Annotated in this window: 12 protein-coding genes; 1 reads left to right on the top strand and 11 read right to left on the bottom strand. The window is 56.9% G+C overall.

Going from position 1 to position 13,040, the window contains the following annotated elements; translation table 11 throughout:
- Positions 1-206, top strand: a 206-nt coding sequence (locus AC2FLU_RS12510) for a hypothetical protein (protein ID WP_496808173.1), incomplete at its 5' end; no start/stop codon positions are given.
- Positions 207-339: 133 nt separating this feature from the next.
- Here AC2FLU_RS12510 and AC2FLU_RS12505 read toward each other — a convergent pair.
- The 11 genes from AC2FLU_RS12505 to AC2FLU_RS12455 form a co-directional block, all read right to left on the bottom strand.
- Positions 340-2,121, bottom strand: a complete 1,782-nt coding sequence (locus AC2FLU_RS12505) for a thiamine pyrophosphate-binding protein (RefSeq protein ID WP_480520406.1) — start codon at positions 2,119-2,121, stop codon at positions 340-342.
- A complete protein-coding gene (locus AC2FLU_RS12500; protein ID WP_480554963.1) occupies positions 2,121-3,530 on the bottom strand; it encodes an aldehyde dehydrogenase family protein in 1,410 nt (469 codons plus the stop codon). Before AC2FLU_RS12500 ends, AC2FLU_RS12505 begins: the two co-directional genes overlap by 1 nt.
- On the bottom strand, positions 3,511-4,425 hold the full coding sequence (locus tag AC2FLU_RS12495; RefSeq protein ID WP_480520410.1) for a sugar phosphate isomerase/epimerase family protein: 915 nt from the start codon (positions 4,423-4,425) through the stop codon (positions 3,511-3,513). Before AC2FLU_RS12495 ends, AC2FLU_RS12500 begins: the two co-directional genes overlap by 20 nt.
- Before the next feature lie 153 nt (positions 4,426-4,578).
- Positions 4,579-5,769, bottom strand: coding sequence for a Gfo/Idh/MocA family protein (locus AC2FLU_RS12490; RefSeq protein WP_496808174.1), 1,191 nt, complete (start codon positions 5,767-5,769; stop codon positions 4,579-4,581).
- Entirely contained in the window at positions 5,762-6,433 is a 672-nt protein-coding gene (locus AC2FLU_RS12485) for a hypothetical protein (protein ID WP_480520414.1), read from the bottom strand. The genes AC2FLU_RS12490 and AC2FLU_RS12485 overlap by 8 nt, the downstream gene beginning before the upstream one ends.
- On the bottom strand, positions 6,423-7,610 hold the full coding sequence (locus AC2FLU_RS12480) for a Gfo/Idh/MocA family protein (RefSeq protein ID WP_480520416.1): 1,188 nt from the start codon (positions 7,608-7,610) through the stop codon (positions 6,423-6,425). The genes AC2FLU_RS12485 and AC2FLU_RS12480 overlap by 11 nt, the downstream gene beginning before the upstream one ends.
- Entirely contained in the window at positions 7,600-8,415 is an 816-nt protein-coding gene (locus AC2FLU_RS12475; protein ID WP_480520418.1) for a citryl-CoA lyase, read from the bottom strand. Before AC2FLU_RS12475 ends, AC2FLU_RS12480 begins: the two co-directional genes overlap by 11 nt.
- The gene (locus tag AC2FLU_RS12470) at positions 8,412-9,344 is read right to left on the bottom strand and encodes a shikimate dehydrogenase (RefSeq protein WP_496808175.1); all 933 of its coding nucleotides are present in this window, start codon (positions 9,342-9,344) and stop codon (positions 8,412-8,414) included. The genes AC2FLU_RS12475 and AC2FLU_RS12470 overlap by 4 nt, the downstream gene beginning before the upstream one ends.
- Entirely contained in the window at positions 9,286-11,172 is a 1,887-nt protein-coding gene (locus AC2FLU_RS12465) for a bifunctional sugar phosphate isomerase/epimerase/4-hydroxyphenylpyruvate dioxygenase family protein (RefSeq protein WP_496808176.1), read from the bottom strand. Before AC2FLU_RS12465 ends, AC2FLU_RS12470 begins: the two co-directional genes overlap by 59 nt.
- A complete protein-coding gene (locus tag AC2FLU_RS12460) occupies positions 11,172-12,467 on the bottom strand; it encodes a TRAP transporter large permease (protein WP_170753386.1) in 1,296 nt (431 codons plus the stop codon). Before AC2FLU_RS12460 ends, AC2FLU_RS12465 begins: the two co-directional genes overlap by 1 nt.
- Complete coding sequence (locus AC2FLU_RS12455) at positions 12,464-13,039, bottom strand: TRAP transporter small permease (protein ID WP_480520424.1); 576 nt, start codon at positions 13,037-13,039, stop codon at positions 12,464-12,466. The genes AC2FLU_RS12460 and AC2FLU_RS12455 overlap by 4 nt, the downstream gene beginning before the upstream one ends.
- Position 13,040 lies beyond the last annotated feature (1 nt).

Genomic DNA, 13,040 nt, shown 5'->3' with positions numbered 1-13,040 from the left:
ACAGTACTGACGAAATCGACCGCAGAAATCGCCAAAAAACTCTTGCAATGCAGGAGCCACCCACAGATGCCGTTGGCCGCCTGTTGGTGATGCTGCGACGCATCCCGTCGAATCTGCCATTCGCTGCGAGAGAGAAAACTTGGACGCTAAGAACGCACATACTTCAGCGTTATTGCAATTTGACATTATCTCACGTGCTTCGTTGAGAATAACTAACCAACAAAAAAGTTCAGACACACAACAACGATGACCGCGCCGCGACGGAGCTGTTGATATTTGCTCGAACACGGATGAGCATTGACACAAGAAACTGGGCGCGTCTGAACGCGCCCAGTTTCGTCAAGTCGCGACGTGAGATACCTCTTTGTCCGGTGAGTATATGTCCAAGATGTTCCAATGTCCGGTCGTTGGTGTTGGGTTGTTGATCATTGGGACATCAAGAACGGTTGGTTTGCCGCTGGCGATTGCCGCTTCCAATGCGGGCAACAATTCATCAGCAGCACTGAGCCTGTGCCCTTCTGCACCATAAGCTCTTGCAATATCTGCATAACCCGGTCCGTTTGCTGGAGCTGCGGCTGATCCAGGGAACGTGGTCCCGTATGTCAGACCGTAATGCGCCTTTTGAAGGCCCGCGATAGTGCCGAAGGCGTTGTTGTTCATAACCAGCCAGATGATGCCCAGATCAAGCTCGACCGCGGTTGCCAGCATCGACGGGTTCTGACCGAACCCCCCATCGCCAACAAGACTTATCACCACACGGTCAGGGGCTGCCAGTTTTGCGCCGATCGCTCCCGGAGGGCCAAAGCCCATCGTCGCGAATCCACCCGGGGTCAGGATTGAACCGGGTGCCAGGATATCGAATTGTTGTCCGACGCCGTTCTTGTTCCATCCCACGTCCGTAGTGATAATGGCATCCTCGGGCAGTGCCTTGCGGGTATCTGCCAAAATACGTTCGGGCATCATCGGAAAGGACGACGAGGTCGCCATGTCCACGTTGCGCGCTTTGAAGTTCGTTCGGAAGTCGGTGATCTTCTGTTCCAGCGCGGGGCGTTTGAAGCCCTCAGGATACATCTCGCGGGCAACCCGGTTGACGACTCGCAAAGCGGCCTTGGCGTCAGCAACGACTCCGATCTCGGTGGGATAGTTCCGTCCAATCTCTTGCGGTTCGATGTCGATATGAATGACCTTGGAACCGGGGATGTTAAACGTGTAGCCGGGATACCAGCTGGAGCAATCGGCCTCTTTGAACCGAGTGCCGACGGCAAAGATGTAATCCGCATTCAGGCAGGACTGGTTGACCAGCTCGGTGCCCCAAAACCCGGTCATGCCCAACACCAGCGGATGGTCGTCCCGCAATGCGCCCTTGCCCATCAGGGAATGCGCGACCGGCAGGCCCATATGTTCAACGAAGTCGCGCAACTCCTCGCTGGCCTGAGCCAGAAGGATACCGCCGCCGACATAAGCGACCGGGTTTTCGGCCCTTGCCAAGGCTTCGACAATCTCGCGTGCCGTTTCATCGTCAATCGACGGTTTCTTGAGCGCGCGCGTGTTGTCGAGAATACGGTCGAAGCTGTCCGAGGGGATGACTTCCGAGAAGATGTCCATCGGCACGTTGACCAGCACCGGGCCGGGCTGTCCGCTTTCGGCCAGATGAAACGCCTTTTCCAGGATCTCGGCCATCAGGTCAGCCCGATCTACCCGCCATGCACGTTTGACAAAGGGGCGATAGATTTCCCACTGGGCGGCGTCCGCGTGCAGGTTCACCTCTTGATGCGGATGTTTGCCGTAGTAATGCGTGGGAATATCGCCTGCGATCACCACCATCGGGATACAGTCCAGTGCCGCGTTGGCGACCCCGGTGGCGCAATTGGTAAGCCCCGGGGAGAGATGGGACAACACCACCGAGGCCTTGCCCGTCACGCGGGCATAAGCGTCCGCCGCGTGACTGGCGATTTGTTCGTGCCGCACGGTAACGAAATCAATCGGGCTTTCGGCCAGAGCGGCCAGAACCGCGATATTCGTATGGCCACAAAGCCCGAACACATGCTTGACCTCACGGCGTTCGAGAAAGTCTACGATGTGCTCGGCAACGGTTTTGCCGTCCAGTTTCGCTCCGTCCATCACGCGACCTCCTGTCCGTAGAACTCACCGAACAGGTCCGGCTCCGAGGGGCGATCCTCGGGGATCGGACGGCTGACCCAGGTGTAGTTCATCATGTGTTTCATGGTGACATTTTCATTCGTGATGTTTCCGCCCCAGATGCCGCAACCAAGGCTGCTGGTCATTGGCATGCCATTGGTCCAGGCACCCGCGTTGGCCTTGGACTGAGGCTGTCGCACCATCATACGGCTGACCGGAGCCAGGCGCGCCAACCGATCGATGTGATCGTCATTGTGGCTGTAGATGCCGCAGGAATGGCCCTTGCCCCCGGTGTTGTAAATCTGGCTAACCGTTTCCAGCGCGTCATCGAATGTGTCGAAGTGATATAGCGCCATCAGCGTTGTCAGTTTTTCCTTCGAAAACTTGTGCTGCGGCCCGATTTGCCCCTGATTTTCAACCATCAGGAATTTGCGATCTTCTGGGATCGAGAACCCGGCGACCTTGGCCGTTTGCTGAGGCGGACAGGCGATGGTCGGAAACGTGCGGTTGCCCTTTTCGTCCCACATGGCCTCTTCGAGCATGGCCTTCTCTTCGTCCGAACACAGGTATCCACCTTCGGCCTCAAGCGCCTTGACCATATCGTCGTAAACCGAGCGCTGGATGATGATGTTACCGTCGGCCGAACAACCCGAACCAAAGTCAGACGTCTTGGAAATTCGGGTGTTCTGAGCGGCGATGTCCAAGTCGGCTGTCTCATCGATGACGATGGATGAATTGCCCGCGCCGACACCATAGGCTGGACGCCCTGAACTGTACGCTGCTTTGACCATGGGCTTGCCTCCCGTCGCCAAAGTCAGGTCGCAGATCTCCATCAGATGTTGCGTCAATGGTATCGACGGTTTGCGAATGGACTGAAACAAGTCCTCGGGAGCACCGGCAGCACGACAAGCTGCACGCATGACTTCGACCATTTCAAAGGTCGTGTGAGCGGTTCGCGGGTGCGGGCTGAAGATGACCGCATTCCGGGCATTTGCGGCGGACACGCCGGTCACTGGCGGTGTCATTGCTGGATTGGTCATGGGGATCAGAGACGCGATCACACCGGCAGGTTTGGCGTATTTCACGAGCCCCTTTTCTTCGTCGACTTCGACGATCCCCGTCGAGGGCGTGCGCAAGACATCACGCAGTACCATGTGGATTTTGAACCGTTTCGCTGGACGCCCTTCGCGATCTCCGATGCCGCTTTCGTCCACGCCTTGCTGGGCCAGGCGCGTGAAAGTTTTCTCGTTCCCCGCATACCACGCGATTGCTTGGGACAGGCGGTTCAGCCTGTCCTGATCCCAATCCTCAATCTCGGCCATGGCGGCGCGGGCGCGTTCCAGCATATCGGCCGCCATGTTGCGATCGTTTTCAGTGAGCTCTTTGCCCATGGTGATCCTCTTGGTGTTTTGGAATTGCTGCATCGTGCATACGACGCTGTGACCGCGCCTCGCCGAATGTTCGCTTGGCGTGGCTGAGACAGCGACGCGCGTGTTCTTCATATCCCAACTCGGCCACGCGGCTTTGGTTGGGCAGTTCGATGGAATAGTCGACGGGTGGCATCCGTTCGATGATGCCGGTGAAATCGATCCATCCCTCACCGGGATATAGCCGCGCATCGCGGGCCAGTTGGATCATGCCCTCACGCGTATCGGCGATGCCGGGCAGGCAATCAGAGATATGCAGGAAGTGAAACAGGTCCGAGGGAACGTGCAACAGCTCACCAAGATCTACGCGGCTGAGGTGCAGGTAGAGCGTATCAACCAGAATACCGCCGTTGGGCTGATCAGAGGCGCGGACAATGTCCAGTGCTTCATCCAGCGTGCGCAAGCGGGAGAAGCTCGGAAACTCCAAGTCCACCGTTAACCCGTAGGGCGCTGCCAGTTCGCAGGTTTCGGAATAGACGTCGATCAGAAAGTCACGATCATCGCGGGCGTTGGTCCATGCGCTCATGATCATGCGTTTGGCGCCGAGTTCCCCTCCGATCTCCAACGAGGGCTCAAAACTGCGCGGATCGACATCTTCCGTGATGCGCGCAAGCTCGACATCGAGGACTTTCACCCCGGTGGTAGAGAGAGCCGTTTTGGTGGCCTGCACCTGCGCCTTGTCGATTGGAGACTGAGTAAATTCACCGGGCACGTGCATCGGAATGAACCGCGGGCTGACGGCATCGTAACCGGCCCGGGCGGCGATATAAACCAACTCGGGCGGCGTGCAGCCGATCAGCGTCAGATGCGCCAAGGAATAAAGAGAGGGGCTTGCGCCAGCCTCATCGGGTTTCACCATGAACGACAGCTCCACGTGTCTGCGAATCTCAAATTCATCACACGTAGTAAAAAATATCTGATATTTTTTAAAATATCAACTCTGAATGCTGCTCTGAAAATAGAAACGCCCGGGCGATGCCACGGGCGTTTTCCAACTGCTCGGATTTATGTTTTAAACTGTGACCCAATCACCGCCGGATTGGTGTGACCGGACCGAGGCACCAATGAAACGCACGCCGTCTGCACCTTGATCGACACTGGGATAAGTAAGCCAATCAGCCGGAACCGGGACACCATCCCGGCGGGCAGCCACCCCCATGGCAAATTCCGTATATAAGTTGGCCCAGGCTTCGATAATCCCCTCCGGAAAACCCCGTGCGGTACGGATCAGTCGTTCTGCACCGGGGCCGATGCCATGCCCGTGACCTCGGCTGATAATACGATCCGGTTCACCAAACCGATTGAACTTCAGCTGCTCGGACTTCTCCAAATCCCACTCGAGACCTCCTTCGCTCCCGAATATGCGCAACCGCAACCCGCCCCGGTTTCCGGGGGCAAGGCGCGTTGCCATCAGGGTTCCCGGAACCTCGTTTTGATAGCTGGTGAACATGAATACCGTGTCTTCCAAAGGCTTTGACGCGCCGCAGACGTGGAACTCGGCCCGCAGGTCGGTCATCGGCAGGCCCGAGACAAAACTGGCGAGATGCGCGGCATGGGTGCCGATATCGCCGACACAACTGGTCGGGCCTGAAATCTTGGGATCCAGCCGCCACTTTACATGAGGCGCATCGGCCACATCTTCGGGCGTCATCCAGTCTTGCATGAACTCAACATGGATCTGGTTGATCTTGCCGATACCGCCATCGGCCACGATCTGTTTCGCCTGCCGGATTACCGGAAAGCACGACATCGCATAGCCGACGGCAAAGACCTGCCCGGTGCGCGCGGTGATCTCCTCAAGCCCCTCGGCCTCGGCGACTTCATTGGTCAGGGGCTTGTCGCACAGCACGTCAATGCCCGCCTCCAGAAACGCTTTGGCCGCGTAGAAATGAACGTGGTTCGGAGTGGTGATCATCACGGCATCCACGCCATCCGGACGCGCTGCCTCAGCCTGCGCCATCTCCTCGAACGACGCATAGCACCGGTCTGCCGGCAGAAACCACTCGGCCCCGCGCGCCTTGCTGCGCGCGGCGTCAGAACTGAGCGCACCTGCGGCGACCTCCCACCGGTCGGTCATCCGCGCGGCCGTTGCTTGCGTGACAGATATCCGCCCTCCGCCAACAACGCCCAGGCGCAAACGGCGCGACAACCGGGGGAAAGGACCGTCAAAATTCAGGTTTTCGGGCAGAAGTCTCTCAGCCATTCTGAACCTCCATTTCCGGGACCCGTGCGCCCTCGGGCAGGATTTCCACCGCCATGAAGATGCTGGGGGTAATCGTCTCGTATTGATGCCAGGGATAGTTGCCTTCGGTGTCATACATCGGCTTGTGCGTCGTGCCCGGGGCCATGAACTCTTCGAGATAAAGGGTTTCAACGTCCCGTTCCCGGCATTGCTGCATTTTGCCAAAGCCAACGATTTGCGTATGCACTTCGCGAAACCCCGGTACGGGGCAGAACGGATGATCCATGTGCAATCCGACATTCAGCGGAACCGAACCCGAGTGATACATGGTCAGCCCGACGTTACCGACGAAGACCTTTGGCGACATGTAATGGCTGACACCGCGCAAACGCTCCTCTTGCCGGACGTCAAAAGCAGACGGCCACGTGTTTTTCACCTTTGCAAACAGCTGGCCGTCATCGCCGTGGGCATCAAAGCCATGGACGATCACCGCGCGCTCCACACCGTGCAAAACGCTATTTTGTACAATCACGGACGAAAGTGGCGCAACGGCTTGATCCTCGATCAAGAGGCCCCGTTCGCCAAGGTTAAGAACGATTGCACGGCCCTCGACGGAAATCTGTTCATCAGTGATGTGCTGGACGTCAAAGAAAGGCAGCGCAAAGTCGAGTTTTTTAACCGGCATGAGCCAGCTCCTTCCGCTCATCTTGCAGGAAATTGACCGGCAGAGGCTTCGGTGCCTCGCACCGGCTTTCTATGGTCTGATAGGCTCCGAATTTCGGTGCCCGTTCAATCGCGTCCATGACCTCGAACACATGGTAGGCAAGCGCGCCACTGGCACGGGGCTGACGCCCTTCCTGTGTGGCCAGAGCAAGGTCCAAAAGGCCTAAGCCGCGGCTGTCTTCGTTGAACCCGTGTTTGTTCTCGACCACCGGCCAGTCTTCGCGACCTGTTGGACGGGGCTGATGTGACCAGCGCGAGGTTTCGCGCGTCTTCAGCCAAACATCGCCTTGAAAGATATTGGCACCATGCACCGGGTCAGGATCCGGAATGCTGATGGTTCCGTTTTCACCATAGATCTCGAAGCGCGGGGTTTCGCTGTCCCAGACGTCGAAACTCATTGTCATCGACCCGATGGCGCCGGATGAGAACTGCAACAGGCTAAGCGAATGCGTGTCGACCTCGACATCCATCCATTCCCCGTTTCGGGGACCATTCTCGATCATCCGCTTGTCGAATGTGCGTCGTGCCATTCCGGCGACCCGATCAACGGGACCAAGACAGCAGATCATGGCGGTCAGGTAGTAAGGCCCAAGGTCCAGCAATGGCCCACCACCCGCCTGATAGTAGAAATCCGGATTGGGATGATGGCGTTCCGTCCCGTGGGTTCCGACATGGGCAAATACCCCAGTTGGTTTCCCGATTGCGCCTTCGTCTATCAAGCGCCGAACGGTTTGCCAGCGACCGCCCAGAAACGTGTCGGGCGCGCAACCGACCAGCAGCCCCTTTTCGGCGGCCGCGTACAGAATCGCCTTGCCATCCGTCCGGTTCATGACCAGTGGTTTTTCCGAATAGACGTGCTTGCCCGCCTCCAAGGCGCGCAGGCTGATGTCGGCATGGGCTGCCGGGATCGTCAGGTTCAGAACGCAGTCAATCGTCGGGTCATCGAACACCTCATCCGGTGTGCAGGCCTTGGAGATGCCGTATTGATCCGCCTTGGCGCGGCTTTCCAAAGGATCGAGGCTGGCGCAGGCGACGACCTCGACGTTTGAGAAATTGGAGAGTGTTTTTAGATAAATATCGCTGATACGACCACAGCCGATAAGGCCGACCCGGAAGGATTTCGATGTCTCACGTGTCATCATTCCTGTCTTCGTAGTGGGGTAAGTAATTCGGGGGCATGGGCCCTTTGTTCCGACCGCCCTGACCCATCTGCTCCCACGCATGGGCAAGTATTCCGACCGAGCGGGACAGGCAGAACAGCCCTCGCGACAAGGGCGCAGGAAAGCCAAGTTCGCAGAAGATCACGGCTGTTGCACCATCGATATTCATGGCAATCGGCCGACCGCCGCGTTGACGACCGAGTTCGGACTGAACCTCTTCTCCGATATCGGCAAAGCGGCCAGAAACTGTACCTTCTGTCGCTGCATCACGAACAAGTTGCATCAGCCTGGGCGCGCGCGGGTCGACGGGCTTGTGAAAACGGTGGCCAAAGCCCGAGACGATCTTGCCGTACGTCTCGCGCCAGCTGTCCAGACCGTCCTGAACAGCATTAATCAGCGATGCCCCAGCATTCATGCGTTCCGAGATATCATAATACAGCTCGGCGCATTGCTCCCCTGCCCCGCCATGCACATCGCCCAGCATGTTCACCGCAGTCGCCATCGCATTATTGAGACCTACCCCGCAGGTGGCAGCCATGCGCGCCGCCGCGATTGAGGGGGCCTGTGGGCCGTGATCCACGCCTGCGACCAAAGCGGCTTCGAACAGACGCGCTTGTGCGTCGCTGGGCAGATCACCCCGCACCATCAGCCAGATCATTTGCGGAAAAGAAACGTTCCCGATCAGATCCTCTATTGCGTTGCCACGAAACGCGATCTTACCGGGTTTCATGTCAATGATGGATGTGCGCCACCATTGGCGGATTGCTTGTTCGTCGTTTGTCATACCGTTGCACCTCTAAACTCGCGCATGCGCTGCTGACGAAGTGAATCGAAAACGTTTTGAAGGCGACTGATTGAGGCGGTGCAGCCGGTGAAGATTTCAAAAGACGCTGCAGCCTGATGAACCGCCATTCCAGCACCATTCATCACTTTCAACCCAGTTGCGCGGGCCCTGCTCAGTAGGTGTGTCTCAAGCGGGAAATATACGATGTCTGCCACCCATGCATCGGGCCGCAACAGGGATGGTTCAATGACAGTTCCGGGGTACTTGCCCATTCCAAGTGGTGTTGCGTTGACCATTCCGTCCACAAGTTCGATCCGATCCAACGAAATCGAAGGGGAACCCTGAATCTTTGCATAAGGGCGCAAGACCTCTAGTCGACTGACCAGCGCCTGCGCTCGGTGGAAGTCAGGATCGATTATCTCCAGGTCTCGAACACCTGAATCAAGCAAAGCCAAAGAGACTGCACTGCCCGCGCCACCAGCTCCAAACATGAGAACCGTTTCAGTCTTCGATGATCCCAAAAAATCTCCGAAGGCACTGTGGAAACCTATGTAGTCGGTGTTGTGGCCAACCATTCGGTCGTCACAAAAAACCACCGCGTTGACAGCTTGAAGCTCCTCAGCAGTCTTGGAAAGCTCATCAAGATGATCAATGACTGATGCTTTGTAGGGATGCGTCACGTTGACCGCCGCGCAGCCTAATTCAACGGAATAATGCAGTAAATCAGCGACCGACATTCCACGAAATGGCTCTTTTGCAGTGTCGATCCTACCGTAGCTCAGATCGATACCCTGCGCCCGACCTTCTGCCTCGTGCATCTCAGGCGTCATGGAGCCAGCAATACCTTGGCCGATTAGTGCCGCCTTCATATCAGGTTGTTCCTTCCGCCATGTGGTGTCGCGCTTGGGCCGCCAATCGGAACGCAGCATTGCGCGCGCCGTAGCCGGAGTAGCCAGATCGGCGCTCAACAATTTCAAAGAAGAAGCCGTTAAAGATAGGTCGGCTGTAGATCTGAAAATACTCGGAACCCGCTGCGCAGTCGTAGAGAATGTTATCCCTGCGCATTTGGGCGATCAGGTCTTCACTTAACCCGAATGTCGCTTGCAGATCAGCGTAGTAGTTTTCTGGGATGGACAGGCTGGGAAAGCCGGACTTCCGCAATTGGGCTGAGGTTTCAAATATGTCGTCCGACTGGAAGGCTATGTGCTGAACACCGGCACCAAAACCGTCTTCAAGGAATGAAGCCGCCAGTGTTCGACGCCCAACTGCACCATTCAGGTTTAAACGCACTTCGCCCTCGGGGCTCTCGATGGCTTGGCTTTGCACAACACCTGATGGGTCGGCAACGTTTACGATCGGGGACTTTGCCATCTCAAAAGTCGAAATGTAATAGAGCAGCCAGCTTTGCATCTCATCGTTACGCATCGTCTGCGCCAGATGGTCGATGCGGCGCAGACCGGCAGGCTGGATCGCTTTGGTCTTGGCGACTGGCTCGAACTCGATGTCCCAAACCCGATGCAGATCGGATTTCTCATCTATGAAATGGACAACATTGCCACCAACACCTCGAATGGCCGGGATGTCCAGTTCCCCAGTCCCTACCGGTTGTGAGAAATTCGGCGCGCCCAACGCGGTCGCTCGCTGAACCGTCTGATCCGCATCTTTGACACGCAACCCCATGTCACACACGGAGGGGCCGTGACCCAGGAACGCCGAATGGGCGAAACCTTCCTTTTCGGTATTCACAACGATGTTTATCGCGCCCTGCCGCCACAGCTCGACGGACTTGGTTACGTGTTTTCGCTCCATTCGAAAACACATTGCTGACAGCATATCTGCCAGCTGCGCGCCGCTTGTTTCGTCGGCTGTAAATTCGACGAATTCGAAGCCTGACGCATAGACGCGTTCCGGCAGGTCCGGGATGCCGAAATCTGTTCCCGGTTCGGTCCGGGAAACCTCATCTAACAGGTTCACCAGCGACCTGTAGCTGTCTCGGGCCAGTGTCAGGCCACCGGGTTGAGGAGCTGCTTCATTGACACGCGCAATGGACCAAGGCCCCTTGTACCCAGCGCGGGACAACACCCGCACAAAGCCCGCAAGGTTCAGTGACCCAAGCCCCGGCAGAAGCCCAAAGTGCCGTTTGAGCCTGCGAATATCCATCTCAAGTCGGGGTGCATCGGATAGCTGCACATGGAACAGCCGATCTCCAGGAATGTCCCGAAGGCGGGCTGGTTTGGACCCGTCGGCAAGCGAGAAGAAGGAATTCAAGGCCAACCCCAAATAAGGGCTGTCGATAGCTTCAACGACGCCTAACGCCTGTTCATCCGAGTGAATAAGATCCGACCATGGCAAGCCCATATAGGCCAGACGCAACCCCATTTCTTTTGCGATCTGGGCCGCCTCGCCAAGATCTGCGATTACCTGTTCTTCGGTCGCAGCGGCATCGACCTCGAATGCGGACCCAATTAGCAGCAGATCCGTACCCAACTCGCTCATCAGGTCGAGTTTGCGCTTCAGTCGATCAAAGGCGCGCTCCCGTCCGCCGCCAGACTGGCCTTCAAGGTTATGGAAAGGTTGCAGCAGGCAAATCTTCAGGCCGAGATCTGATGCTATGTTCCGAATTTGCGATGGCGGCCCGTCAAAAGCGGTCAAGTCCGGTTCGTGTAATTCGACACCCCCGAATCCCGCGTCAGCGATAGCACTCAGCTTTTCGGCCAGATCACCGGGGATCGACGTTGTCGAAACCGAGAGGCACATTATCCCTGATATCCAAACATACGCGGCAACCACAGGACCAAATCAGGCATCAGTATCATGATCACCAGGGCGAAGATGAGAACCGCGAGGAAGGCCCAGATTTCCGAGATGATTTCGCGTAGCGGAATGTCCGTCACGGCGTTGATCACAAAGAGCAGAATGCCATAGGGCGGCGTGATCAGACCGATCATCGAGTTCACGACGACCAGCACCCCGAAATGCACCAGATCAATCCCAAGCGCTTCGCAGGTTGGAATGAACAGGGGCACAATCACCAGGATGATCGTTGTTGCGTCTAACACGCATCCCAGCGCGAGGATCAGCAGGTTTACGAGGATCAGGAACACAATCGGGCTAACATCGGAACCCTCCAGCAGCGCCGAGATAGACTGAGGAATTTGCTCCTGAATGACGATGAAGTTCAGAATGAACGCGCCACCAATGACAACCCCGACGGCTGCGGAAGAGCGCGCACTGTCGACGAACACCTGATAAAGGCCGCGAAAGGTCAGCGCTCGGTAGAACAACGCTGCCAGTAGCAGGGCGTAGAATGCAGCTACGGCGGCAGCTTCGGTCGGAGTGGTGACGCCCCCATATATGCCGTATAGCAGGATTGCGGGCATCAGCAGTGCCGGAAATGCGTTGGCGGTTTTAGCCGGCAACTCGCGCAGTGGAACAGGTTCTTCCAATGCAAAGTTCCGCTTTCCGGCCAGATAATAGTTCATCGCCATGAGGACGACGCCCATGATCAGGCCCGGCAGAATACCGGCGAGAAACAGCGACCCGATGGAGGCCTTGGAAACGAGCGCGTACAAAACCATCGGGATAGAGGGCGGAATAATAGGGCCGATCGTTGCCGACGCTGCCGTGATTGCAGCTGCGTAGCCTCGGCTGTAGCGGCCATCCTTGGTCATCATTTCAATGATGATCTTCCCGATCCCCGCAGCATCCGCGACGGCCGAGCCGGACATACCCGAAAAGATCAGTGACGCTACCACGTTTACGTGCCCGAGGCCGCCCTTGAAACGACCGACAGCAGCGACGCAGAAGTTCAAAAGACGGTCCGTGATCGATCCAGCGTTCATGATATTCGCGGCGACGATGAACAAAGGCACGGCAAGCAGGATCGTGCTTTTGTAAAAGCCTTGCAGGATCTTCTCGCCCGCGAGGGCGACGTCCAGTCCGGCCGTGCCCAGGTACACTAATGAGGCCAGGAGGATGGAATAGCCGATAGGTGTCCCGATGCCTGCCAGAAGAAAGAGAGCGAGCAGGCAGGAAAGAAGTTCAAAACTCATTTTTTAACTTCCTCATCCTTTTCGACGTCGACACGGGGATGATCGTCAACCACGTTGTACCCAACGACCAGTTCCAACTCTGTCTTTGGTGGGCCATTGCGCATGACGTCGAAGAATAGCCACGCGTAGCGCGCTGCGACGACCAGCATGAATACCGCGTAAATCGAGAATACTGTGCGCAGCGGTATCTTCTCACCGGAGAACGGATTGCGGACAGTCGATGTCTTGCGGATTTTCATCCAGTCGATGTAGTCCCACGTCGGAAGGAAGCTGTAGAGCATACCGACTACGATCGCTGCGGCCGCCAGCATCGCAAAGACCTGCCGTACGCGCATCGGCACCGAAAGATAGATGATGTCGAACTTCACGTGATCCCGTTCGCGCACGATGAAAGCGCAGCTGAAGAAAATCACCCAGACCCAAAGAATGCCGATCAATTCCAGCGTCCAGCCTGCTGGGGTGAAGAAGTACCGTAGTAGAATTTGGAGAAGGAAGATAAGGAAGATTGCCGCCAGCATCCCGCCGGCAATCGCTTCGGTCAGTCGGGAGAACCCCTTCATAATGGCCTTCATT

Source organism: Ruegeria sp. SAZD013 (assembly GCF_059612525.1).
The sequence above is the reverse complement of the archived record's forward strand: the minus strand, read 5'-3'. Positions and strand labels throughout refer to the sequence as shown.

Coding starts and splice junctions, on each gene's coding strand:
- AC2FLU_RS12465 (WP_496808176.1), bottom strand. CDS start 11,172: ATGTGCCTCTCGGTTTCGACAACGTCGATCCCCGGTGATCTGGCCGAA.
- AC2FLU_RS12460 (WP_170753386.1), bottom strand. CDS start 12,467: ATGAGTTTTGAACTTCTTTCCTGCCTGCTCGCTCTCTTTCTTCTGGCA.
- AC2FLU_RS12495 (WP_480520410.1), bottom strand. CDS start 4,425: ATGGTGAAACCCGATGAGGCTGGCGCAAGCCCCTCTCTTTATTCCTTG.
- AC2FLU_RS12470 (WP_496808175.1), bottom strand. CDS start 9,344: ATGCTGCGTTCCGATTGGCGGCCCAAGCGCGACACCACATGGCGGAAG.
- AC2FLU_RS12505 (WP_480520406.1), bottom strand. CDS start 2,121: ATGGACGGAGCGAAACTGGACGGCAAAACCGTTGCCGAGCACATCGTA.
- AC2FLU_RS12480 (WP_480520416.1), bottom strand. CDS start 7,610: ATGACACGTGAGACATCGAAATCCTTCCGGGTCGGCCTTATCGGCTGT.
- AC2FLU_RS12485 (WP_480520414.1), bottom strand. CDS start 6,433: ATGCCGGTTAAAAAACTCGACTTTGCGCTGCCTTTCTTTGACGTCCAG.
- AC2FLU_RS12490 (WP_496808174.1), bottom strand. CDS start 5,769: ATGGCTGAGAGACTTCTGCCCGAAAACCTGAATTTTGACGGTCCTTTC.
- AC2FLU_RS12475 (WP_480520418.1), bottom strand. CDS start 8,415: ATGACAAACGACGAACAAGCAATCCGCCAATGGTGGCGCACATCCATC.
- AC2FLU_RS12455 (WP_480520424.1), bottom strand. CDS start 13,039: ATGAAGGCCATTATGAAGGGGTTCTCCCGACTGACCGAAGCGATTGCC.
- AC2FLU_RS12500 (WP_480554963.1), bottom strand. CDS start 3,530: ATGGGCAAAGAGCTCACTGAAAACGATCGCAACATGGCGGCCGATATG.